General features: G+C 44.6%; 22 protein-coding genes. 16 read left to right on the top strand and 6 right to left on the bottom strand.

What is annotated here, in order from left to right:
• Positions 1-26 precede the first annotated feature (26 nt).
• Positions 27-611 (bottom strand): class I SAM-dependent methyltransferase, encoded by a 585-nt coding sequence (locus tag MHI14_RS22380; RefSeq protein WP_341131213.1) that lies wholly within the window; start codon positions 609-611, stop codon positions 27-29.
• Positions 612-1,565 (bottom strand): TIGR01212 family radical SAM protein, encoded by a 954-nt coding sequence (locus MHI14_RS22375; RefSeq protein WP_036610193.1) that lies wholly within the window; start codon positions 1,563-1,565, stop codon positions 612-614. It lies immediately after the preceding gene.
• Positions 1,566-1,883: 318 nt separating this feature from the next.
• On the opposite strand from MHI14_RS22375, the gene MHI14_RS22370 reads away from it, so the two are divergent.
• Complete coding sequence (locus MHI14_RS22370; RefSeq protein ID WP_036610190.1) at positions 1,884-2,084, top strand: hypothetical protein; 201 nt, start codon at positions 1,884-1,886, stop codon at positions 2,082-2,084.
• 152 nt (positions 2,085-2,236) lie between these two features.
• Entirely contained in the window at positions 2,237-2,992 is a 756-nt protein-coding gene (gene trmB / locus MHI14_RS22365) for a tRNA (guanosine(46)-N7)-methyltransferase TrmB (protein WP_091032872.1), read from the top strand.
• A 130-nt stretch (positions 2,993-3,122) separates the two neighbouring features.
• On the opposite strand, the gene MHI14_RS22360 is transcribed toward trmB, so the two are convergent.
• Entirely contained in the window at positions 3,123-5,375 is a 2,253-nt protein-coding gene (locus MHI14_RS22360) for an AraC family transcriptional regulator (protein ID WP_341131212.1), read from the bottom strand.
• Between the two features lie 407 nt (positions 5,376-5,782).
• On the opposite strand from MHI14_RS22360, the gene MHI14_RS22355 reads away from it, so the two are divergent.
• The 3 genes from MHI14_RS22355 (at position 5,783) to MHI14_RS22345 (ending at position 9,302) form a co-directional block, all read left to right on the top strand.
• Positions 5,783-6,688, top strand: coding sequence for an ABC transporter permease (locus tag MHI14_RS22355; RefSeq protein ID WP_017689672.1), 906 nt, complete (start codon positions 5,783-5,785; stop codon positions 6,686-6,688).
• Between the two features lie 96 nt (positions 6,689-6,784).
• On the top strand, positions 6,785-7,648 hold the full coding sequence (locus tag MHI14_RS22350; RefSeq protein WP_370511436.1) for a carbohydrate ABC transporter permease: 864 nt from the start codon (positions 6,785-6,787) through the stop codon (positions 7,646-7,648).
• A 100-nt stretch (positions 7,649-7,748) separates the two neighbouring features.
• Entirely contained in the window at positions 7,749-9,302 is a 1,554-nt protein-coding gene (locus MHI14_RS22345) for an ABC transporter substrate-binding protein (RefSeq protein ID WP_371129048.1), read from the top strand.
• A gap of 139 nt (positions 9,303-9,441) precedes the next feature.
• On the opposite strand, the gene MHI14_RS22340 is transcribed toward MHI14_RS22345, so the two are convergent.
• Complete coding sequence (locus tag MHI14_RS22340; protein WP_091032863.1) at positions 9,442-10,593, bottom strand: MGDG synthase family glycosyltransferase; 1,152 nt, start codon at positions 10,591-10,593, stop codon at positions 9,442-9,444.
• A gap of 50 nt (positions 10,594-10,643) precedes the next feature.
• Entirely contained in the window at positions 10,644-11,171 is a 528-nt protein-coding gene (locus tag MHI14_RS22335; RefSeq protein WP_017689668.1) for a phosphatase PAP2 family protein, read from the bottom strand.
• A 710-nt stretch (positions 11,172-11,881) separates the two neighbouring features.
• Between MHI14_RS22335 and MHI14_RS22330 the strand changes: the two genes are divergently transcribed.
• The 9 genes from MHI14_RS22330 to MHI14_RS22290 all read left to right on the top strand — a co-directional run bounded on the left by MHI14_RS22330 (position 11,882) and on the right by MHI14_RS22290 (position 20,721).
• A complete protein-coding gene (locus tag MHI14_RS22330) occupies positions 11,882-13,120 on the top strand; it encodes a glycosyltransferase family 2 protein (RefSeq protein WP_036610177.1) in 1,239 nt (412 codons plus the stop codon).
• Positions 13,121-13,454: 334 nt separating this feature from the next.
• Positions 13,455-13,949, top strand: coding sequence for a translation initiation factor IF-3 (gene infC, locus MHI14_RS22325; RefSeq protein WP_017689666.1), 495 nt, complete (start codon positions 13,455-13,457; stop codon positions 13,947-13,949).
• 24 nt (positions 13,950-13,973) lie between these two features.
• Positions 13,974-14,177 (top strand): 50S ribosomal protein L35, encoded by a 204-nt coding sequence (gene rpmI / locus MHI14_RS22320; protein WP_017689665.1) that lies wholly within the window; start codon positions 13,974-13,976, stop codon positions 14,175-14,177.
• Positions 14,178-14,265: 88 nt separating this feature from the next.
• Positions 14,266-14,625, top strand: a complete 360-nt coding sequence (gene rplT / locus MHI14_RS22315) for a 50S ribosomal protein L20 (protein ID WP_017689664.1) — start codon at positions 14,266-14,268, stop codon at positions 14,623-14,625.
• Positions 14,626-15,203: 578 nt separating this feature from the next.
• Entirely contained in the window at positions 15,204-16,244 is a 1,041-nt protein-coding gene (locus tag MHI14_RS22310) for a BMP family lipoprotein (protein ID WP_091032858.1), read from the top strand.
• A gap of 298 nt (positions 16,245-16,542) precedes the next feature.
• A complete protein-coding gene (locus MHI14_RS22305; protein ID WP_091032855.1) occupies positions 16,543-18,081 on the top strand; it encodes an ABC transporter ATP-binding protein in 1,539 nt (512 codons plus the stop codon).
• Entirely contained in the window at positions 18,074-19,153 is a 1,080-nt protein-coding gene (locus tag MHI14_RS22300; protein WP_091032853.1) for an ABC transporter permease, read from the top strand. The genes MHI14_RS22305 and MHI14_RS22300 overlap by 8 nt, the downstream gene beginning before the upstream one ends.
• Positions 19,154-20,116 carry an ABC transporter permease gene (locus tag MHI14_RS22295; protein ID WP_062833426.1) on the top strand — a complete coding sequence of 321 codons (963 nt, stop codon included), beginning with the start codon at positions 19,154-19,156 and terminating at the stop codon, positions 20,114-20,116. It begins immediately after the preceding gene.
• A 215-nt stretch (positions 20,117-20,331) separates the two neighbouring features.
• Positions 20,332-20,721 (top strand): hypothetical protein, encoded by a 390-nt coding sequence (locus MHI14_RS22290; protein WP_047842246.1) that lies wholly within the window; start codon positions 20,332-20,334, stop codon positions 20,719-20,721.
• A 6-nt stretch (positions 20,722-20,727) separates the two neighbouring features.
• Here the strand turns inward: MHI14_RS22290 and MHI14_RS22285 are convergent, their stop codons facing one another.
• Entirely contained in the window at positions 20,728-21,171 is a 444-nt protein-coding gene (locus tag MHI14_RS22285) for a GNAT family N-acetyltransferase (RefSeq protein WP_237176231.1), read from the bottom strand.
• A gap of 603 nt (positions 21,172-21,774) precedes the next feature.
• Between MHI14_RS22285 and ilvB the strand changes: the two genes are divergently transcribed.
• Together ilvB and ilvN are read left to right on the top strand one after the other, a co-directional pair.
• Complete coding sequence (gene ilvB / locus MHI14_RS22280; RefSeq protein WP_091032851.1) at positions 21,775-23,526, top strand: biosynthetic-type acetolactate synthase large subunit; 1,752 nt, start codon at positions 21,775-21,777, stop codon at positions 23,524-23,526.
• A complete protein-coding gene (gene ilvN / locus MHI14_RS22275; protein ID WP_024628317.1) occupies positions 23,523-24,005 on the top strand; it encodes an acetolactate synthase small subunit in 483 nt (160 codons plus the stop codon). Before ilvB ends, ilvN begins: the two co-directional genes overlap by 4 nt.
• Positions 24,006-24,113: the final 108 nt, after the last annotated feature.

Here is a 24,113-nt window from a genome sequence, read left to right as displayed (position 1 = left end):
TTATTGTATTTGGTGAACAAAGGAAATTATTTTTTCTCGATTCCGATCAGAAAAGGAGAAGTTTCTCGCTGCAATTGGCGATACATCACAACCTGTGCCTGTTCCACCGGAAGGGCAGAAGACCATTCCAATACGGCTGCTGCTTCCTGTTCCCCTCCGTCATGACCGGGGTAGAGCACAACCGTAATAATTCCGCGAGGGCGTAATAAAGCGAGTGCAGCCTCAAGTGCAGCGATCGTGCTGTCTGTCTCGGTGATGATGGAGGAATCTGCACTTTCTGAAGGCAGGTACCCCAGATTGAACATAACTGCACCAACCGCACCAAGCCATGACTCAGGCACGGCTTCTGCCATTCGATCATGGCTTAGTTGAAGCATGGAGATGGAGCCAAGCTTGGCTTCGTCGTTTTGTTTTCGAATCCGGGCCTGTGCCAGCATGAGGGCTTCACTTTGAATATCGAATCCAATGACTTGACCACGCCTGCCTACTTGTTGTGCCAAAAATAGTGTGTCTGCTCCTGTACCAACCGTTGCATCTATGGCTAAATCACCTGGCTGCAGACGGGAAGCAATCCACTGATGTGCACAGCTGAGAACCGAAAGAAAGCCCATCTATGCTCGCCTCCAATACTTACCTTGCCATGAATCCCGCTCTCGCAGCTCACGATCAATGGAGTTCAACACTTCCCATTTGTTCATGGACCACATCGGTCCAATCAACAGATCACGCGGTGCGTCGCCTGTAAGGCGGTGTACGATCATTTCCGGTGGAAGCATCTCCAGTGTATCTACGATTAGTTTGATATACTCGTCCTGATCCAGAAAACGTAAAAGACCAGCTTCGTATTGCTTCACCATCGGCGTTTTGCGCATCAGATGCAGCAGGTGAATCTTGATTCCCTGTACATCCATATTGGCAACTGCCCGTCCAGTGTCCAGCATCATCTCATGTGTCTCTTGAGGCAGACCATATATGATATGTGTGCACACACGTATATTCCGTTTGCGCAGTTTCTCAACGGCTTCTTCGTAACACTTCGTGTCGTGCGCGCGATTGATCAATGTTGATGTGGAATCATGGATGGTTTGAAGCCCCATCTCAACCCACAGGTAGGTGCGCTCGTTCAGTTCAGCCAAATAATCAACAACGTCATCTGGCAAACAGTCCGGGCGAGTGGCGATGGATAAACCAACAACACCGGGTTGCTCAAGAATTTCTTCAAAATATTCGCGCAGCTCCTCAACCGGAGCATACGTATTCGTATAGGCTTGGAAGTAGCCAATATAATGGGCTGTAGGCCACTTGAGGTGCTGTTTATCTCGAATTGTATTGAATTGGGTGACCAGATCTTCACGTCTGCTGCCAGCAAAATCGCCTGATCCACGCGCACTGCAGAAGGTGCAACCACCTTTGGCAATGGAACCGTCACGGTTGGGACAGGTGAATCCAGCATCCAGCATCACTTTGAAAACCTTATTGTTAAATTGATCGCGCATCTCATAATTCCAAGTATGGAATCGTTTATCTCCCCACAACAGAGGGGACTGTAATGCAGGTGCATTCATCTTCAGGGTACTCCTTTGGCTGTCGAATTACAGTAATCATACGTGAACAAAAGAAGAAGCGCTATGCGATTTCCGTCATAGACGATTGATAGCGATTATAGATGTCTTCATGAACTTTTATCATTGTATCAAAAAACTAAAAAAAAAGGGAATCGAAACGCAAAAATAGGCCGTAAAATCAAGGTTTTCTCCTTGCTATAGTTTACACCTTATGTTATATTTAAATCAGCGTCAGACACCATCTAGTGGGTATTATTCATCATAGCATTTGAATCAAGATTGACGTCATGGACCATACTATACCGTGAGGTGATATGAATGAATTCCCAAGTTAAAAACAATGAATTGAATCATGTGTCTGTTGAATTGACAGCAGAAGAAGCACTGGCTTTAACAGGTGTTCGTTTTAATGGAAATCCGAAAGTGAAAGCGGCTGCAAGACAAAAAGTTCGCGATGCTTTCGAAAAGACATTTGATTTTTCACACCAAGATAAGGTAGACTATGAACTACTAAAGTAGTTGGACCCCAATTCCAAATAAATCGAAGAGGGAATCTTTGAGATTTGCCCAAAGTGGCAGATCCGAAGATTCCCTTTTCATTGCTCTTTACAATTTGCCAGTTCTTCGGCAAAATAAGTCTGAGACAAGTATGGGACAAACGGAGGAATAAAATGCGTTTACGTGGCAGAAAAGGGATAAGAGAAAATCTGGAGCAACAAGTTGATCTTGTTGTACTGGACCCCAAGCAACATAAAGGAAAATGGTCTGAACTGTTTGGCAATGATCACCCGATCTTCGTGGAATTTGGTATGGGTAAAGGTCAATTTATCAGCCAAATGAGTTTTAAATATCCGGAATTTAATTTCATCGGTATTGATATGTATGATGAACTGGTGCGTCGTGCCAGTGAGAAAGCTCGTAATGCGTGGAGTCAGGCTGATGTGGAGACACCCCCTAACCTGAAGCTTGCGCTGGCAAATATCGAACAGATCGAAGAAGTTTTTGAACCGGAAGAACTGGAGCGCATTTATTTGAACTTCAGTGACCCTTGGCCAAAAGCAAAGCATGCACGTCGTCGGTTGACGCACCCGCGCTTCCTGAAGAAATACACGGAATTGCTTAATCCCAAAGGTCAGATTCATTTCAAAACCGATTCGGAGACGCTGTTTGATTTCTCGCTCAATGCCATTGCCGACTTCGGCCTGCAAATGACCAATATTTCTTTGAATCTGCATCGTGATGGTTTGAATGAAGAACATGTGATGACGGAGTACGAGCAGAAATTCATGGGTAAAGGTATGAACATTCACCGGGTTGAAGTGATCGTGGGCGAAGAGGCCCTGCGTGAGTATCAGCAGACACGACTGGACAAGTATAAAGTTCGTGAAGCTTCTGATGAGTCCGGCGAAGATCAGGAACAGGAATAAATCGAAATTTAACTTAAACTCATTACAGAAGAGCGACACATGAGGTGAATGATTCATTCTCATAGGTCGCTCTTTTTTTTGCATTAACAATCGATGTGCAATACTCCATAAACTCAAGTCTGATTTGATTTCAAAAGTTCTCTGAATGAAACTCTTTGCGGCGATAATCGTTTGGTGTAACACCGTTGAACTTTTTGAACATGCGATAGAAATATGAACTGTTGGAGAATCCGGTTCTCTCGGCAATATCGGCAACGGAGTTTTCTGTCTCCACCAGCAGATGCTGAGCCTTGGCTATGCGGGTTTCGTTAATCACGTCCGTGAGCCCTTTCAGGGTGAGCTGTTTGTAGAGCCTGCTTACATAAATGGGCGACATGCCCAACTCATCTGCGATAGAAGTTAGACATAGATTGGGGTCCGCATAGTCCCGTTCAATAATGCCATTGATTTTACGAATCAACTCTTCGTGCTTAAGTGTACGTTTCTCCTCAACTTTGGAACCAAGCTCATCAAACATCCGATAGAAGTGTTCATGTACTTCACTGATGTCTTCCGCGTCTTTGACAGGCAGCATTAGACCATCCGAGACTGAATCAAGCGTGAGTTGATTATTCTTCTTGAGGGTATTTCGTACATGGTTCAGTGTCATCGTCAGATGGGATAAGGCTAGCTGGAAGACGGTAAACGGATATGCAGCTGTTTCGCCGACGATATCTGCATAGACTTGTTTTGCTTCTCGTGTCTTACCTGTCATTAAGTGATCGACAAGTTGTCTTTCCTTACCTGCTGGAAATGCGTACTCCTTGGCGTGATAAGCCATGATGTCAGCGGTATAGATCAGACAGCCTGGTCCCATGAACAAACGATGCAGTGAGGCTTCGGCTGATCTGGTGTAGGATGCAATACTGTCTTCCAATGAATCTTCTTCCGTGCCGATCGTACAGGAGATGGAGCATCTCAGATGGGTCATTACAGCTGCCTGCATCATTCGTAGCAGCTCTTCGATCCGGTTATGAGCAGGTTGCTCAAGTTCATGGCTTTCCGCTTTTTCATTGAAGATGAGTGTGATCAGATCACCGCCCATGTCCACAGCTTCTGCGTTGTAGTGGAGATCGGCTGTCTCAGTGCATATGTTCATCATGGCGTATTTTACAAGCTGGGTCTCATCACGGTACGTTTCGCAGAATTCGGTAAAATGGTCAATACGCAGCAATACCAGTCTGGATGCACGGTGAACATCAATGGAGGAGCCGTAGAACTTCATCCGTTCTTCCAGCATACCTCCAGTTACTGTTTCACGGCCCTGCAGCGCCCCCCGCAGAAAATCCTGCCGCAACAAGTGAAGACTGCCACGTCGCTCTGCTTCCATCACACGTAAACGAACAAGCACCTTATCAATAGGGTGATATAGTTTTCGGGACACAAGGTAAGAGAGCAGTAACCCTGCCAAGAGAAGTCCAACACAAAACAGAACGGTATGTGTGCGCATACTCCGTATATCTGAGGTAATCAGATCATAAGGTGTTATTCTCACATAACGCCAACCCAAGTCATCGGGAGCGGTATAGGTGATGAGAGATTTTTCTCCGTCGACCTTCTCGGTAAAGTAAGCTGACTGCTCCGTATCCTGCATAATTGGCTTCATAAAAGCTTCGCTGGAGAGATTTTTCATCAATGCACGGTCGCCAAAGTCAGATAAAAGGTCTCCATTCTCATTCACGATAAAGGTTTTGCCTGGTTGATCCACAGCATTCATATTCGGACTGAGCCAATCATCCTTGATATTAACGATGACAGCATAGTTTAGCTTCGCGTTATCATTAATCGTGTCATAACAGAGATAGGTGTAGCTGTTAACCTCTGTTGCTTCGGTAGACCCGACCTGATATGTACGCGGGATGGGCACAAAAGGTTTATAGTCATGGAAGCGTTGGAGGATGCTTGTAATCCCCTGATCATCGATCTCCGAGATGGACTGCTGCCCATTGCGCACGTTGGAACTGATGAAGAATTCATTACTTTTGGAGTTATATACATAGATGGATTCGATAAAGGGAAGGGACATACGGTAGTTGTCTAGCTGCTCCATCGCCGATGTGATCTCATAGATATTTGGTTTGGAATAAAGCAGTAATGAAGAGATGGTGTAGTCCTGATAGATCTGATATGACAATGATTTCGCAGTCTCGGTCATTTTCGCCACTTCACGGCTGGTTTGTGTAAGACTGTTCATATCTGTACGATACACCTGGCGAAGAGCAATCCGATTATAGTTGACGTACAAAATAGTAGAAGCCACAAGTAAGGTAGCGACGGTACTGATAATAATGCCGATCAGAATCCGTGTGAAGACCTTCTGACTGTCCTCTGAACGTTTACGCATTCTTCTTCCCCCTCGAACCTCCTGTTTTGGGTGAGCAGCATAGAATTTCATATACATAAGTGAGGCTTCATATATGGATGAGCAGAAGAGCAAGAGTAACTTGAATTATATATTATGTATGCGTTTACATCAATGCTGGACAGGCCATTTTGCCTGTTTCTCTACATAAAGTTCAACTTTCGCTGGATTGTTCACTAGGTGTAGCCTATGCACGATATCAACATTTGTGAACGGATGTGTGTGGATGTCTGTTCATTTCATGGTTCGTTCATTTTGTTCATAGTTCATTTCGCAGAATCGTTCATTTTCTGATGGGAAGCTTCAGTATTCGTGAGTGAAGAGAGCATCTACAATAAAAAGAGAGCTCCACCACGCAGCACCGCAAGAAATTCGGGAGGGATCGAGCCATGCTCAAAGAATTGAACAAAAACAAAATCATGTTTCTGATGCTGTTGCCCACGCTGATCTTTTTTCTCATTAACTCGTATTTTCCGATGGTCGGCATCTATTATGCGTTCACCCGGTATGATTTTGAAGGCGGATTATTTGGTAGTCCATTTGTCGGTCTGGAGAACTTTAAGTTCCTATGGCAATCCGGAATGCTGTTGAAGCTCACAACCAATACCGTGGGTTACAATCTCGCCTTCATTATATTAGGAAACGGTCTGGCGATCTTCTGTGCGATCATGCTTAGCGAAATCCGGGGCAGGTTATTCAAAAAAATCACGCAATCCGTCATGTTCTTGCCGTATTTCATCTCATTTGTACTATTAAGTGTAATCGCTTACAACATGTTTAACTACGAGTCGGGTTTTGTGAACACGGTGCTCAAACGTTTTGAGGCAGGCCCGGTCGACATTTATAACACACCCTGGATCTGGGTGTTCCTGATCATCATCTTTTATCTGTGGAAAAATCTTGGATACAGCATGGTCATTTATCTGGCCGCCATAACGGGTATCAGTGACGAGTATTATGAAGCTGCCCGAATCGACGGGGCCAATATATTTCAGCGGATCTGGTACATTACGGTACCGATGCTGAAGCCAACCTTTGTCATATTGTTGTTGTTCTCGCTCGGCAGCATTATGAAGGGGCAGTTTGATCTGTTCTATCAACTGATAGGTAACAACGGGGTGCTGTACAACGCTACAGATATTATTGATACGTATGTGTATCGTTCACTGAAAGTAACGTTTGATATCGGGATGGCAACGGCAGCTGGTTTGTATCAGTCGTTATTCGGATTCATTTTGATCATGACTGTCAACTATATTATCCGCAAAGTAAATGAGGACTACGCCTTGTTCTAGAACGCCCGCAGGGCAGGAGGGAGAACGATCATGAACACGCCAATGAATACTCACACGCGTACGAATACTCGTCTCAGAGATTCGGAATTCACTTTTATGTTTCAACTGATTTCCTACAGCTTCATCATCATTTTATCAATCATGTGCTTGCTACCTTTTCTGCTGATTCTATCCGGTTCATTCAGCAGCAACGAGTCCATTGTGAGGGATGGTTATCACCTCTTTCCAACGGACTTTTCCCTGGAAGGTTACAAAATGGTGTTCAAATTCCCGACTCAGGTACTTAAGGCTTATGGGGTAACGGTTTTTACAACGGTGGTGGGGACTACGCTAGGGCTGTTCCTCATCACGATGGCCGGATTTGTGCTCCAGCGTAAGGATTTTAAATATCGGAACACGTTCTCGTTTTTTATCTACTTCACAACCCTGTTTGGTGGGGGACTTGTGCCTTGGTACATTATGCTGGCGAACTACTTCAATCTCACAGATACGTACACCGTGCTTATTTTTCCGGGGTTGATGACGCCATTCCTCATTATCCTGATGAAAAACTTCATTCGCTCGGCAGTGCCGGATGAATTGATTGAGTCCGCCAAAATTGATGGAGCGAATGACTTTCGCATCTATTTCAGCATTGTGTTGAAACTGGCGATGCCTGGTATCGCCACCGTAGGTCTGTTCCTGGCACTCGGTTACTGGAATGACTGGTTTACCTCATCCCTCTTCATTAACAACCCGGATATGTACCAACTGCAATTTTATCTCTACAACACGATGAACACGATTACATTCATTGACCAGATGGCGATTGGCACAGGGATCACGCTCAGTCAGGATGTGCCTACCGAATCAACCAAGATGGCAATGGCGATCGTTGTAACGGGACCGATTTTGTTTCTATATCCGTTTGTACAACGTTATTTTGTCAAAGGACTCACCATTGGTGCAGTGAAAGGTTAGAACGTGAACACGCTGTGGGTGTCAGGCCATTGACATCATTTCCGGTCTGAAACATGGCGAGTCTGCGCTAACATATAAAGGTTCACCACAAAAAGGGAGGATGCGTATGCGTAACAAAACAATTCGGCACCTGTCTCTGGTACTTGCCCTGATGTTGTTCGCCGGGGTGCTTGCCGCATGTAATAACGGTTCGGGGGGATCGACGCAAGGAAGCGGGCAGGGAGGAACATCCGGGAACAAAGGCGAGAAAGTCACGCTTCAATTTTACATGCTTGGGGATGCTCCAAAAGATCTGCCTGTTATTGAATCCGAGATCAATAAGTTGGCTGAGGCTGATCTGAACGTCAATGTGAAATTCAACTACACCTCATGGACCGACTGGGATCAAAAATATAAACTGCTGCTGTCTTCCGGACAGCCGATCGATCTGATCTTCACAGCGGATTGGACATTCTACCAGTCCTATGCCAAGAAGGGCGCGTTCCTGCCACTGGATGAAATGCTGCCTACAGCAGCGCCAGCACTGAAAGCACATGTACCTGATGACATGTGGAATGCTGTCAAAATCAATGACAAAATCTATACTGTTCCATCAACTTGGATTGAGTATGTAACCGAGGGAATTGCGTACCGCGAGGACTTGCGCGAGAAGTACAATCTTCCAAAACCGGAATCCTTGGAGACGCTCGAAGCGTATCTGGAGGGCATCAAAGCCAACGAACCCAATATGATTCCGATTGCGGATAGCAATGCCAACCATACCCATGGTATTCGTCAATTGACATCCAAGCTGGTTAATACAGCAGGTCAACTTCCATATGGACTGGATATTATGTATGACACACCATCAAGCGTGACGTCCTACTGGGGATCCGCGCAACACCTGGAAGACCTGAAAACATACAAACGTTGGATGGACAAAGGATTTTTCCCGAAAAACGTACTGAATGTAAAAGATACATCCAACTCGTTGTTGCAAAATGGAAAAGCAGCTGTTGTTCTGTCCGGGGAAAACCCTAACAAATTTAATGCAGATGTAATCAAGGTGCAGTCTACGCATCCAGATTGGAAACTGGCTTATTTCCCTTACCCAAATGCAAAAGGGTTTGCACAACCGGTTCACCCGATCCACAACGGATTTGCGATTCCGCGTAGCAGTAAAAACCCGGAAAAAGCCTTGGCATTTTATGAGAAACTGGTTACAGACAAACGATATAACTGGTTGACTGAATACGGCGTTGAAGGTAAAAACTTTGAGGTAGATAATGGATACTACAAAATGGTGGGAGATGCACAAACAAACGGCTTCCCACGTGAGGGCATGAATGGCTGGGCTTGGCGTAATCCGGAATTCATGCTCTATGATAAAACCTTTGATGATGTCCTGACCATGTTTGAAGATCTAGACAAAATCAAAAAGCCGGATATCTTTACAGGATTTGCTGAAGATTGGACTCCGTACCAAGCCGAGAAGGCTGCATTGGAGCAAGTGGAAAAGCAATATTTGTATCCGCTTAATGTAGGTTTGGTGGCAGACGTAGAAGCTGGATTGAACACATTTATGGAGAAGGCTAAACAAGCAGGATTGGAAAAAATTCAGGCAGAATACACCAAGCAGTGGCAGGAGTACTTGAAGTCAACAGGCATTCAATAGTTTGTACTTTCCTTCATAAAGAAAAGGTGCCTTCAAATCCGAAGGCACCTTTTCAATGTGGTTGCAGGCTTGTTTGAAGCCGTTGGTTAGAGGCATGATTGACGATGAATGCGGGAAGCAGCACCTTATTTGGATAAATTCATAAACGGGCCTCTTCTGCGGATGAAGGACGGACGTCCTCCAGCAGATCGATAATACTTTGAGCGCTCTGCATCGGATGAACCTTGGCGATTTCCGCCAGATGACGTTTGCGTTTACGTACAACATCCGGGTAGTGATGCAACAGCTTGTTCATCCATTTTACCACTACGTCGAGCGAAGTTATGGGTTCTCCCAACCCTCTTGCCGTAAAATAATGGACGTTTTCTTCTTCCTGACCAGGTATAGGGTTGTGGAACAACATTGGAATTCCTTTGGCCAAACCTTCGCTGCATGTCATTCCCCCAGGTTTGGTGATCAGCAGGTCGGATACTTCCATCAATTTGTCTACTTCGTTGGTGTACCCCATAATATGAATGTTTTCTTTGCGATACATGGGGTTCTGTTCCATGCTGATCCGTGCTTTATCATTGCGACCCAGACAAAAAATGATCTGAATATCTTCATGCCAGCGTGTCAGCAGCGGATGGACCAGCTTGTCGCTGAGCATTCCCCAGCCGCCACCCATCACCAGTACAGTAGGCATGTTCTTGAGGTTGAATCTGCTTCGAATCTCTTCTCGCCCGGGATGCTCCCAGAAATTTGGATGCACCGGAATGCCCGTGACTCGAATGTTGTCTGTAGGTACGCCGCGTAGCATTAGTTTGGACTTAACCTCATCTGAAGAAACCAGATAAAGGTCTACTTCACGGTTAATCCACGTCCCATGTGCATCATAGTCGGTGATGACTGTGCATAGGGGAACCTGTACACCCAGACGTTTCAGTCTGGATATGACAGCACTTGGAATCGGATGTGTACAGACGATCGCATCGGGACGTAACTGGCGCACAACGCTGCGTGTATGTGTATAGAACAGTTTATGAAGCGCCAGTGTTGTCAGCCTGTTCAATGATTTTTTATATTGGTGTCTGTATACGTATCCGACAAGTTTGGGTTGGTTGGTAACCGTTTTTTTGTATGCTGTTATAATCAGAGGTGCAACCTTGGGATTTAAGAAACTTCCCAGTTCAAGCACTTTTGTCTGCACGTCTGGCGAGAGCTTTCGCAAATTGCTGGACAGTGCATAAGCGGCTTGAGTATGACCCGTACCAAAGCCTTCAGATAATAGTAATACTCTTTTTTTCTCCACGCTTGCTTCACCTGTTCCTGCTAGGTTTTTCTGAGTCTAACATATCGGCTTTAAGACCAGAATGCAACTGTTGCAAGTGCGACTAAAGTACCTATTGTGGCACCCGCCAGAACATCGGAAGGATAGTGTAATCCCAGATAAATTCGAGAGAATCCGACAATAAGGGCCACAGGCAACAATATTAGCAATAAGATCGGATCAGTGGTCATAAAGGGAACCGTGACCGAAAAAATGGCAGTTGTGTGCCCTGAAGGAAACGAGTGATCCGTCAGGGGATTACGGAACGTAATTGTATCCGGCAATGCCAGATAAGGTCGAATGCGGGGATACAATTTTTTCGCGATGGCTACAGGGATGTGGCTGACCGCAAGAGCGATACATGCCTGGAGTCCTGTTGTGCTCCAAGGAGCTGGAGCAAGCAGCCAGATTAACAGTGATATTGCAATAGAAGAAGTTGCTCCACCCAGATGGGTGAAATAATACAGCCAAAAATTCATAAAACGATTATGAAGTCGGCCGTTGATCCACATAAAAACATTTCGATCATAATCTTGAAACTTTAAGAATAAACGGCTCATATTGGCCTCCTGCCAGTCAGGCCGCCCGTAATGGCGGCATTATTTCCGGTGATTTTCTGCATCCGGTTTCGTCCTGATTAGTATATAACCGTTTTTCATGAACTTGAGGTTATTTCAGGTATATGTTTATCATATTTTTAAATGTTGTCCTTTTCAAGAAGAACCCATGTAAAGAACGTTAAATTCATGTTAAAGAGTGGATATATACCCATCTTAACTTTTTGACTTGGGTCAGCCAAAAAAGATACAATGATTCAACATGGCTGAAATGAGGTAAAAAAATGTGAGTTCTGTTTCAAACTTTTTGAGGTCTGTTTGCGTTATTTGTTATAGAGCCTCTGACGAAGAATAACATGCTGATGAAAAAAGCAGGGACTTTAGAAATAAAAATCAAGTAAACGGCTGAAAATAAGATATAACAGGCATGAATGCGAGGTTGTGGTATCACGAAGTGTCTATTCAGCGTTTAAAGATCACATTTCTGCTTCAGAAAGTGGAATTGGGGTTTTGACAAATGACTGAAAAGGATACAGAATCGATAAAGCAGCCAACTGATAGCAACCAAGCTTTGAAACATTGCCTGATATATTCACGTAGTACACAAAAGAACAGGGTCATATTCTGCAGATCAAAAAAAAATAAATTGCAGAATCAGGAAGAGAAATGCTTGAGTAAACTGGGTTTTGAAAAAAAGGGGGTAACAGAGAACGATGTTGGACGCTATATTCGTCACGATGCAGGTCATTCTGGCACTGCTAGCCGTGTACCAATTCACGTTTTCGCTGTTCGGTCTGATTAAGAAAAAGAAAAAGAAACATTATCCGGCGACAAAATCATTCGCTGTACTCGTCGCAGCACACAATGAGGAACAAGTCATTGGTGCCTTGATGGAGAACTTGAAACAACTTGATTATCCGGAAGATCTGTACGATGTGTTTGTCATCTGTGACAACTGTACGGATGGAACGGCTCAAATTGTCAGAGAGCATGGATTAAACGCATGTGTACGTACCAATGCCGATTTAAGAGGTAAAGGGTATGCCATCGAATGGATGCTTAAGTACCTGTGGAAATTGCCGCGTCAGTATGACGCAGTTGTTATGTTTGACGCGGATAACCTGGTTGACCGTAACTTCTTGCTTGAGATGAATGATGACTTGAACAATGGTTCGCGTGTTATCCAAGGATACATTGATACGAAAAATCCGGAGGATTCCTGGATTACTGCAGCTTACGGTGTATCTTACTGGTACATCAACCGTCTGTGGCAGTTGTCTCGTCATAACTTGAATATGGCGAATTTCCTCGGAGGAACCGGAATGTGCTTCGAGACCAACCTGTTGAAGGAAATTGGTTGGGGTGCAACAAGTCTGGTTGAAGATCTGGAGTTTACGATGCGCAGTGTGCAACGTAATGTGTATCCTGTTTTCAACTATGACGCCAAAGTATTTGATGAGAAGCCATTGACATTTAAAGCTTCAGCGAGACAACGTCTGCGCTGGATGCAAGGTCACTTTACAGTTGCACGTAGATACTTCTTCCCGCTGCTCTGGCAGTCCATTAAGGAAAGAAGCCTGGTGAAATTTGACCTTGCTATCTATGGAGCCAATGTCTATGTGGTATTGCTTACGTTCCTGATGACGGCTGTGATGTGGGTAGACATGGCTATATTCAGCGGTCCGCACATTGCTAATATTTATGGATACTTCCCGTTATGGGTTGGGTTCGTGGCTATTGGCTTGAACATTCTGACGTTCCTACTGTCCATGGCGCTGGAGAAGGTTACCTTTGCCAAAGTTTATCTATATCTGATTTTGTTCCCGATCTACCTGCTGTCTTGGTACCCGATTACGTTCTACGCTTTCTTTACGCAGAACAACAAACAGTGGAGCCACACTCAACATACACGTGTTGTACGGTTGGATGAGGTACAGAGCAAACAAGGGTAAGGAACATGCACATGAGACTTTGTCGACATCTGATATCACAAATGTGTAATTCACGAAAAAAGTTGTGAAGAATGTTGACAATGTGTTTTATGGGTGATATAGTATTCAAGTGCCTTAAAACGAATAGAAATGGAATCACAAGCAGAAGTCCGACTTCTCACCTGATCAACAAACATGTTGGCTGGTCAACGATCCCAATAATTTATGAAGTGTATACTCATGAAGAATTGTGTTGATTACAGGGATGTCGGTAGCTTGACCGGCATCCCTTTTATTTTTGTTTAACTGGATATTCAAAATGACCTGGAGGTGGACGATTATTAGTAAAGATCACATGATTAATGATGAGATTCGGGCGAAGGAAGTACGCCTTGTCGGAGCTGAAGGAGAACAAATTGGGATTACGCCCATTCGCGAAGCACTGCAAATGGCGATTGACCTGAATTTGGATCTGGTCAATGTGGCACCACAGGCTAAACCGCCGGTGTGTCGTATTATGGACTATGGCAAATTCCGCTATGAGCAACAAAAGAAAGATAAAGAAGCCCGTAAGAACCAGAAAATTGTTGATATTAAAGAAGTATGGTTCCGTTCCAATATTGAGGAGCACGATTATCAAACGAAGCTTCGTAATGTAGTTAAGTTTTTGAACGAAGGCGACAAGGTGAAATGTTCTGTTCGTTATCGCGGACGTGAAATTGCACATGCCGCGATTGGTCAACGGATTTTGGAGCGCGTTAAGGTAGAAGTTGCAGAACTTTGTACTGTTGAACGTCAACCAAAATTGGAAGGCCGCAGTATGATCATGATCTTGGCTCCTAAAGCCTGATAACATTGGAGGAGGAAACACAAAATGCCTAAAATGAAAACACACAGCAGTTTGAAAGGACGCTTCAAAATTACCGGTTCCGGTAAGGTCCTTCGTTACAAAGCTCACAAAAACCACTTGCTTTCCCACAAATCCAAACGTGCTAAGCGCGTTCTGAACGGTAACCCAGTTATGGCTGCCGGGGATGTTAGACGTTTGAAACAAGGTTTGGCTAACTTGAAAGGCTAATTCTAATTAGTACATTCCGTATGGGGGATCGGCTACGGCCGTACACATACCACGGATACATTTATATTTATTTGGGAGGTTCTTTAATATGGCAAGAGTAAAAGGCGGTTTTGTAGTACGTCGTCGTCATAAAAAGGTTTTGAAACTGGCAAGAGGTTATTTCGGTTCCAAACACCGTATTTTTAAAACAGCTAACGAGCAAGTAATGAAATCCCTGGTATACGCATACCGTGACCGTCGCAACACGAAACGTAACTTCCGCAGACTGTGGATCGTTCGTATCAATGCTGCAGCACGTATGAATGGTTTGTCTTACAACAAACTGATCCATGGACTGAAACTTGCTGGAGTAGACATGAACCGCAAAATGTTGGCTGATCTGGCCGTTAACGACATCAATGCGTTCAACTCTTTGGCTACTGTAGCTAAAGGCAAAATCAACGCTTAAATTGTATGATACAAGCCGCCGTACCTATATGGCGGCTTTTTTTACGGCTTGGAAGAAATTCGAAGATGAATCTCTGAATGAATAGAGCGAATAGGCTGAAGTCTGGAAGGGAACAATGAAACCAGATAACTGGTGAATAAAGGCCCATGGGAATACATAAAATACGAACGGTGAAATAATACAAAAAAAACAGGTAAATCCCACTTATCACTAAAGTTCGCGATATGTTTTTGTTATATAACATCACATCGTTGTAACGTTAGTGTGTTAAAACGCTAAATTATTAAGCGTTTTCAATAAAAAAAGAACAAAAATATGTGATATTTGGTGATGAAACATCTGGATTTTAACACTGGTTGATTGTATAATCACCTCTAGTAGGCTAGTCCTAGATCTTTCTCTCCATGTCATAATGTTCGGTTTTTCGACAGATGATAGGATGCTACAAGGGTGAGAATGCGCTTTTAATGTCGAAGAAACCATACATTCTGCATAAAAGTCATTCCTGCTATCTGTTAACCGTTCAATTGTAGGCTGGATTGGAATGAGGGATATATCATTAAGGGGGAAAAAGAGAAATGAAAAAGATGCTCAGCTTGTCTTTGGTAATGTTGCTGGCGGTATCGGTTATGCTCGCAGGTTGCGGTAGCAAACCGAAAGAAGAAACAAATGCCGGAGGAGATACAGGTGGCACTTCCACTGAAGCGAAATCCGATCTCAAAATCGGTATGGTTACTGACGTAGGTGGAGTTAATGACAAATCCTTTAACCAATCCGCTTGGGAAGCTCTGCAAGCGACTGAAACAGAAACAGGTACTGCTGTTAAATACCTGCAAAGTAAATCCGATGAAGAATACATTCCTAACTTGAACGAATTCGTTAAAGGTGGATATGATCTGACTTGGGGTATAGGTTTCCAATTGGCTGATGCAATCAAAACGGTTGCTGACCAAAACCCGGATGCTAAACTCGCGATCATTGACAGCGTAGTGGATTCTCCTAATGTTAAATCCGTAACTTTTGCTGAAGAAGAAGGATCTTTCTTGGTTGGTGTTGTTGCTGGTCTGACAACAAAAACGAACAAAATTGGTTTTGTTGGCGGCATGGAAAGCCCACTGATCAAAAAGTTTGAAGTTGGATTCAGAGAAGGTGTTAAAGCAGTTAACCCTGACGCTAAATTCATTTCTAACTACACAGGTGCATTTGATAAACCTGACTTGGGTAAAGCAGCAGCAGCAACACTTTACAATGAAGGCGTAGATATTATCTTCCACGCTTCTGGCGCAACAGGTAACGGTGTGTTTATCGAAGCAAGTGCTCGCAAGAAACAAGGTCAAGATGTATGGGTTATCGGTGTTGACAAAGACCAATCTCTTGAGTTTGGTGATGAGATCACTTTGACTTCAATGATCAAAAAAGTTGACGAAGCTGTTAAGCGCGTAAACCAAGAAATCATCGATGGTACCTTCAAAGGCGGAGCTGAGAATCTGACTTTGAAAGACAACGGTGTAGGTGTCGCTGATACTTCCACGAAAAATGTTTCTGCTGATACACTTGCAAAAGTGGACGAGTACAAAGAAAAAATCATCAGCGGCGAAATCAAAGTTCCTACAGAGTAATTTGATCTTCGTTGCAAAAGAATAATCATTGGGGCCGGTCTTGACCGGCCTTATGATTGCAAAAACAGGAACATTTGATCAAGTCATCATAACAATTGTACAAGGTCACTGTGCACCAACGCTCCGGTAGGAGCTTTTCTTAAGATAATAGAATGTACATGTTCTTATTGAGCTGAACCATTCGATTATCGCAAGAAAAACTTCAGCTAAGCGCGGTCTGTCTTCTTTGAAAGTACGTCGATAGACGTTTTTTTTTACGTTTGCGGAACCACACTATATCAGTTATAAGGGTGATTACATGGGTGCAGCAACCCCCGTCGTTGAGTTAAAACAAATTACGAAGCGTTTCCCAGGCATTGTTGCCAACGACGCCATCAGCCTTCAGCTTCGTAAAGGCGAGATCCATGCGCTACTGGGCGAAAACGGCGCTGGTAAGTCAACGTTGATGAATATTGTTTTTGGTCTCTATCAGCCAGATGAAGGTTCCATTGAAGTGAATGGCAAGCCTGTCATCATCGACAGTCCTAACCGAGCGATCGATCTTGGCATCGGCATGGTGCATCAGCACTTTAAGCTTGTACAGCCGTTCACGGTAACAGAGAACATTATTTTGGGATCTGAACCAACGAAGGGTCTCAATATTAATTATAAAAAAGCAGCCGCTGAAGTTCAGCGTCTGTCTGAACAGTATGGACTGAAAGTGAATCCTCATGCCAAGATTCATGATATCTCTGTCGGAATGCAGCAGCGTGTTGAGATCGTTAAAACATTGTATCGTGGTGCAGATATTTTGATTTTTGACGAGCCTACAGCCGTATTGACTCCTCAAGAGATTAAAGAATTGATAATCATCATGAAGAAGCTTGCTGCTGAAGGAAAGTCCATTATTTTGATCACACACAAACTGAAAGAGATTATGGAAATCTCCGATACGGTAACCATTATTCGTCGGGGTAAAGTAATTGATTCGGTTAAAACATCGGAAACCAATCCGAATGAGCTGGCAGAAAAAATGGTGGGGCGGAATGTCACATTCAAAGTGGACAAAAAACCGGCTACACCTGGAGCTAATGTGCTCGAAGTCAGTAAATTAACGGCCAAGAATAAAGAAGGTATTTCGGTTCTGAACCAACTTAACCTGAACGTACGTGCAGGAGAGATTGTCGGAATCGCAGGTGTGGATGGTAACGGTCAAAGTGAACTGATTGAAGCCCTTACCGGACTTCGTAAAGTCGAGAGCGGTTCGATTCTTTTGGAGGGTAAGGAGCTGTCCAATCATTCTCCGCGCCATATCTCGGAGTCGGGTGTAGCCCACATTCCGGAAGATCGACATAAACACGGACTTGTACTTGATTTTTCAGTGAGTGAAAATATCGTTCTGGAATCGTATTATAAAGCACCATACACACGTAAAGGGTTCCTTAACTTCGATGCGATCAAAAAGCAGGCTAAGCGGCTTGTTGAGGCATTTGACGTGCGTACACCAAGCATCGAGACCAAAGCTCGTTCCTTGTCCGGAGGAAACCAGCAAAAGGCCATTATCGCCCGTGAGGTAGATAAAAACCCTGAACTGCTTATCGCTGCACAGCCAACGCGTGGTTTGGACGTAGGGGCTATTGAGTTCGTGCAAAAGCAACTGATTGCACAGCGTGATCAAGGTAAGGCTGTTCTGCTGATTTCATTTGAGCTTGATGAGATTATCAATGTATCTGACCGAATTGCTGTCATCTATGAAGGCCAGATCGTTGGCGAGGTGCTGCCGGAAGAAACCAATGATAGGGAGCTCGGCTTGATGATGGCGGGCAGCACTCAAAAGAGAGGTACTGCGCATGAATAACGTATTGAAATGGTTTACGCGAGATTCATTTATTTTGCCTGTAGTAGCTATTATTATGGGTCTTATTCTCGGTGGAGTTGTCATGCTGATTGGTGGCTACAATCCAATCGAAGCCTATGGTGCATTGTTCACCAAGGTATTTGGAGACATGTACAACTTTGGTGAAGCAGTACGGGAAATGACACCATTAATTATGACTGGACTTGCATTTGCATTTGCATCACGTGCAGGGCTGTTTAACATCGGGGGAGAAGGTCAATTTCTCGTCGGAATGACAGCTGCGACATTTGTTGGTGTTAAATTTGCAGGTTTGCCGATCTACCTTCATGCGCCACTGGCTTTGATTGCTGGTGCACTGTTTGGTGGTCTCTGGGCAGCTATTGCTGGTTATCTGAAAGCGGCACGTGGGGTAAATGAAGTTATCAGTAGTATCATGTTGAACTGGATTGGTCTGTATCTGGCCAACCTTATCGTACGCCAATTCTTGCTGTTGAAGGGCGAGAATCGCTCCGTGGATATCAGCGAATCGGCTTCGATTAGTCTCACATGGTTATCTGAACTGATGGGCAACTCCCGTGTACACATGGGGACGTTGATTGCCCTTGTGATGGCTGTGCTCTTTTATATCTATATGTGGAAAACAAAACAAGGTTTTGAAATCCGCGCGGTAGGCTACAACCCTAATGCGGCTGAATATGCAGGTATGCATGTTAACCGGAATATCGTAAAAGCGATGTTTATCAGTGGTATGCTTGCCGGTCTTGGTGGTGCCTTCCAGGTTCTTGGTGTGTTCCATTACCAGACCGTAATGTCGGGTTCACCAGGTACAGGCTTTGACGGAATAGCTGTTGCGCTAATTGGTTTGAATCATCCGTTTGGGGTGTTGTTGGGTGCAGTGTTGTTTGGTACCCTCACGTACGGATCTGCAGGTATGAGTTTTGCTGCGGATGTTCCGCCTGAGATTATTCGGATTGTGATCGGTTCGATTATCTTCTTTATTGCGGCACAAGGCATCGTGCGCTGGATACTCAAACCGTTCTATTCGAAGCGTAAGAAAGAGAAGGTGTTGTAGATGGACTTGTTGACAATTGGGCAAATTATCAATACGACGCTTGTCTTTGCTACGGCATTGATTTTTGCATCACTCGGCGGAATCTTCTCGGAAAAATCAGGTGTAACAAACCTTGGACTTGAAGGTTTTATGGTCTTTGGTGCCTTTGCAGCTGGAATCGGGGCGCATTATGCTCAAGAAGCGGGCATGGGTGGAACGACTTCGGCCTGGATGGGGGTTTTGCTTGCGATTGTATTGGGCGTACTGGTATCGCTGATTCATGCCGTTGCGTCTATCACATTTAAGGCAGACCAGATTATCAGTGGTATCGTCATTAACTTTTTGGCAGCAGGAAGTACGTTGTACTTGGTTAAACTGTTGTTTGAAGGTTCTGGTGATTCACCGTTGGTTCAAGGCTTCAGCAAGTTTGATGTGCCATTCTTGAAAGACATTCCTTTGCTTGGAGAAGCCTTTTTCAAGAACGTATATCCAACGACATATCTGGCCATTCTGTTCGTATTCCTGACGTATTACATTATGTTCAAAACGCCATTTGGTCTGCGCCTTCGTTCTGTAGGTGAACATCCAAGTGCGGCTGATACGGTTGGTGTTAAAGTGCTTCGTTATCGCTATATTGGCGTTATGATCAGTGGTGCGCTTGCGGCCATTGGTGGAGCTGCGATTACGTTGACAACTACGGGTACATTCTCACACAATACAGTTTCCGGCCAAGGTTATATTGCCATTGCAGCTATGATCTTTGGTAAGTGGAATCCGATTGGTGCCTTTGGTGCGGCTGTCTTCTTTGGATTCTCACAAGCGATCCGAAACTATGTACAGTTGTTTGAATGGTCACAAAGTATTCCCCAGGAAATTATTTTTATGTTGCCTTACCTGCTTACCATCATCGTTCTCGTTGCAGCGGTTGGACGTTCTTCGGCTCCGTCTGCACTCGGTGAAGCGTATGACCCGGGTAAAAGGTAAACTTGCAATATGTCAATTTACTATCCAAAAGCTTGATAAAAGGGTCCGCCTTGTGCGGGCCTTTTTTTGTTTTCTTGAGCGTCACCAATCCACTTTTTCACGTTTGTTTTGGTTCTCATGCAGATACCCATATTTTCAGGTAGGGACAAAGAAACAGGCGAATTCAGTGATGGACGAATACACTGTTTTGAACGATCCGAGGAGGAGGGGAAAGTATGAAACAACAAGTTACGCGTGATGAAGCGATGAAATTAATAGGCAAAAATATTGTTGCAATCAAAAAAGACGGCACTCGGGTTACGGGAAAGCTGTTGAAAGTATCGGGCAACAAACTGGTACTCAAGCGTTTGAATGGCAAAAAAGTACGTACAAAAGCGATTCTGCCACTGGTATTGTTTGATCTGCTCGCTATTGCCACACTGCCTTATGCTTATGGAGGTGGTCCCGGCTTCGGTCCCGGATATGGACCTGGACCAAAACCAGGCCCTGGATATGGTCCTGGCTACGGACCGGGATATGGACCTGGAGGACCTGGTGGCGGATATGGACCTGGTCCTGGATTCGGCCCTTATGGTCCAGGTCCACGCCCACCAGGATTTTTCTAGGATATTCTACAATGTTTTTTCCAATTCGTAGCAGCGGCTTATCATGATGTATCGAATCGCGCTGTATCCATTTTTTTGATAAAACTGAAGCCCTTTGGTATTGCCCTCATCCACCATCACTTTAGATCTTCGACAACCCCGAGATGCCGCAAAGCTCTCTGCTTTGAGCAACAAAGTTTGCCCGTAACGTTTGCGTTGTTCTTTCGGACTAACGGCCATCATATCGACATAGAGCAATTCCCCATGCATGAGAAAATGGATGAATGCCACAGCAGCTTTGTCTGGCTCCGGCGAGACAACAAAGGTCATGCCCCTGTTCATTCGCAGGGGTATTTCTTTGCGGATTTTATTAATTTCCTTTTCGCTCATATGGGATAAAGGAACAAGTTGAGTGTCAATCAACTTCATGATGGCGCCATCATCCAGCTTGGATGTGCGTTGCCGAATCACCATGCGGAGCCTCCTTTCAGGACCAGTCGTGCTGCTCGTATATCCTATGCCCGAAGCAAGATAAAAGGTGACTGAATGAAGCGCTGGGATTAGGGCAACCTTATAGGCTGAAGAGGGATGAAGGAAGGTTCTCTGAATTTTTATGCAAAACAGGTATTGACTTATCGGTTGGAGGAATCATATAATGTTCCTAACATTTAACGAGAATATTTCATCGGCTATGAAGAGGACGAAGTTTTAAGGGCTCTTTTGCTCAGAGAGTGGCTGGAATTGCTGAAACCACCACCATTATCCCTTATATACGAGCTCACCTCGGAGCTGTTTTCCTGAAAAGCACTGGATGTCACTCCTTTCGCGTATTAGGGAAAATCGTATGTCTGCGTTACAGACAACAGGTATGGGAAACGACTATGTTCGTTTGAGCTATTCGTTTTGTTGTACCTGGTAAGGTCCGTTATTGCGAAATTTCGGGCAAAGTTGGGTGGTACCACGGAAGCGATAACCTTTCGTCCCTCGCAAGCATGAACTTGTTTGCAGGGATGGAAGGTTTTTTTTGTAACTTTAAATGTCAGAATGGTGTAAATTTCGAGAGGAGGATGACTGATGGGAGCTCAAATTCCAGAAGTACGGTCAACAGATGAATTACGTGAAAAATGGATGAAGCCGGAGGTCATTAGCGGATCCGAAATTCTGCTGAGAAGTTTGTTACTTGAAGGTGTCGAGTGCGTATTTGGTTACCCGGGCGGCGCAGTGTTGTACATTTACGATGCGATGTATGGTTTCGAGGATTTCAAACACGTTCTCACTCGTCACGAACAAGGTGCAATACATGCAGCTGACGGATATGCACGTGCAAGCGGCAAAGTTGGTGTCTGCATCGCTACTTCCGGACCAGGAGCAACAAATCTGGTTACGGGTATTGCAACAGCGTATATGGATTCAGTACCACTCGTAGTCATTACGGGGAATGTTATTTCAAGCCTGATCGGTTCAGATGCTTTCCAGGAAGCGGATATTACCGGGATTACAATGCCAATCACTAAACATAGTTACCTGGTGAAAGATGTAAAAGATCTGTCCAGCGTAATTCATGAGGCATTCCATATTGCCAATACCGGTCGTAAAGGTCCTGTACTGATCGACATTCCAAAAGATGTATCAGCGAACAAAACATTGTTTGAACCGACAACTGAACCTGTTATATTGAGAGGGTACAATCCACGGACAGTACCAAACAAACTGCAGGTTGACCGTTTGGCCCAAGCCATTCAGGAAGCAGAACGTCCAATGATTCTGGCTGGTGGCGGTGTGGTATACTCGGGAGGACATGAAGAACTGTTCGAGTTTGTTGAGAAGACAGGCATTCCAATTACGACTACTCTCCTTGGTCTAGGCGCTTTCCCAAGCGGTCATGAATTATGGACGGGTATGCCAGGTATGCACGGAACGTACACTTCCAATCAGGCTATTCAAAAAGCAGACCTGCTGATTAATATCGGCGCTCGATTCGATGATCGGGTAACAGGCAAGCTGGATGGATTCGCTCCACATGCCAAGATCGTTCATATCGATATTGATCCGGCTGAGATTGGTAAAAACATTGCAACCGATATTCCAATCGTTGGTGATGTGAAGACGGTACTGGAAATAGCCAACAAAGAAGTTGGACGTGCAGAGCGTGCAGATGCATGGAGAGACCAGATCAAACAGTGGAAACAAGAGAAACCTTACAGCTATACGGATTCAGACGAAGTGCTGAAACCCCAGTGGGTTGTTGAAATGCTGAATGATACAACCAAAGGTGAAGCAATTGTAACTACGGATGTGGGACAACATCAGATGTGGGCAGCACAATATTATAAATTTAATCAACCGCGTTCATGGGTAACTTCGGGTGGTCTCGGAACGATGGGCTTTGGATTCCCTTCTGCCATAGGTGCTCAGATGGCCAATCCGGACAGACTAGTTATCTCCATTAACGGTGACGGCGGAATGCAGATGTGTTCCCAAGAACTTGCGATCTGTGCCATTAACAATATACCGGTAAAAATTGTGATCATTAACAATCAGGTACTCGGAATGGTTCGCCAATGGCAAGAGATCATCTATGAGAACCGTTACAGCCATATTGATCTGGCAGGCAGTCCGGATTTTGTAAAACTGGCTGAAGCTTATGGCGTAAAAGGTTTGCGTGCAACCAATAAGGAAGAAGCCCAGCGTGCTTGGCAGGAAGCCTTGGATACACCAGGACCGGTCGTTGTTGAATTCGTAGTACGCAAGGAAGAAAATGTATATCCAATGGTTCCGCAAGGAGCGACAATTGATCAAATGCTGATGGGGGATGCTGACGAATGATAAGACATACGATCTCGATACTGGTAAACGATCAGCCTGGCGTCCTTCAGCGGGTATCAGGGTTGTTCGGTCGACGCGGATTTAACATTGAGAGTATTACAGTAGGTCAATCGGAAGAACCTGGACTCTCCCGGATGGTTATTGTCACCATTGGTGACGATAAAACGCTGGAGCAGATTGAGAAACAATTGTACAAAATCATCGATGTCATTAAAGTGGTTGATTTCAGCCTGAAACCGATGGTCGCCCGTGAACTTGCCCTGATCAAAGTGAAAGCAGAGCCTTCCGAGCGTCCTGAGATTCTGGGTGTGGTAGAAACATTCCGCGCATCTGTTGTAGATGTTGGTCCAGGCAGCCTGATTGTGCAGGTAGTCGGAGATACGGACAAAATTGATGCTATGATTGAATTGCTCAAGCCATATGGCATTCGCGAATTGTCCCGTACAGGCATAACTGCATTGGTACGCGGCAACGTATAAAGCTATAATGAATGAAGTAGGGACGACGGTTAGCTAACATATACAGTTGATCTTATGTGAGTGTCAGTCCCTTAACAGTTGTAATTTAACATTTTAGTGATGTAACGC

The sequence above is a fragment of the Paenibacillus sp. FSL K6-2393 genome, assembly GCF_038002545.1.
Taxonomy (GTDB): Bacteria; Bacillota; Bacilli; order Paenibacillales; family Paenibacillaceae; genus Paenibacillus.
This window is presented reverse-complemented; position numbering and strand designations above follow the sequence as displayed.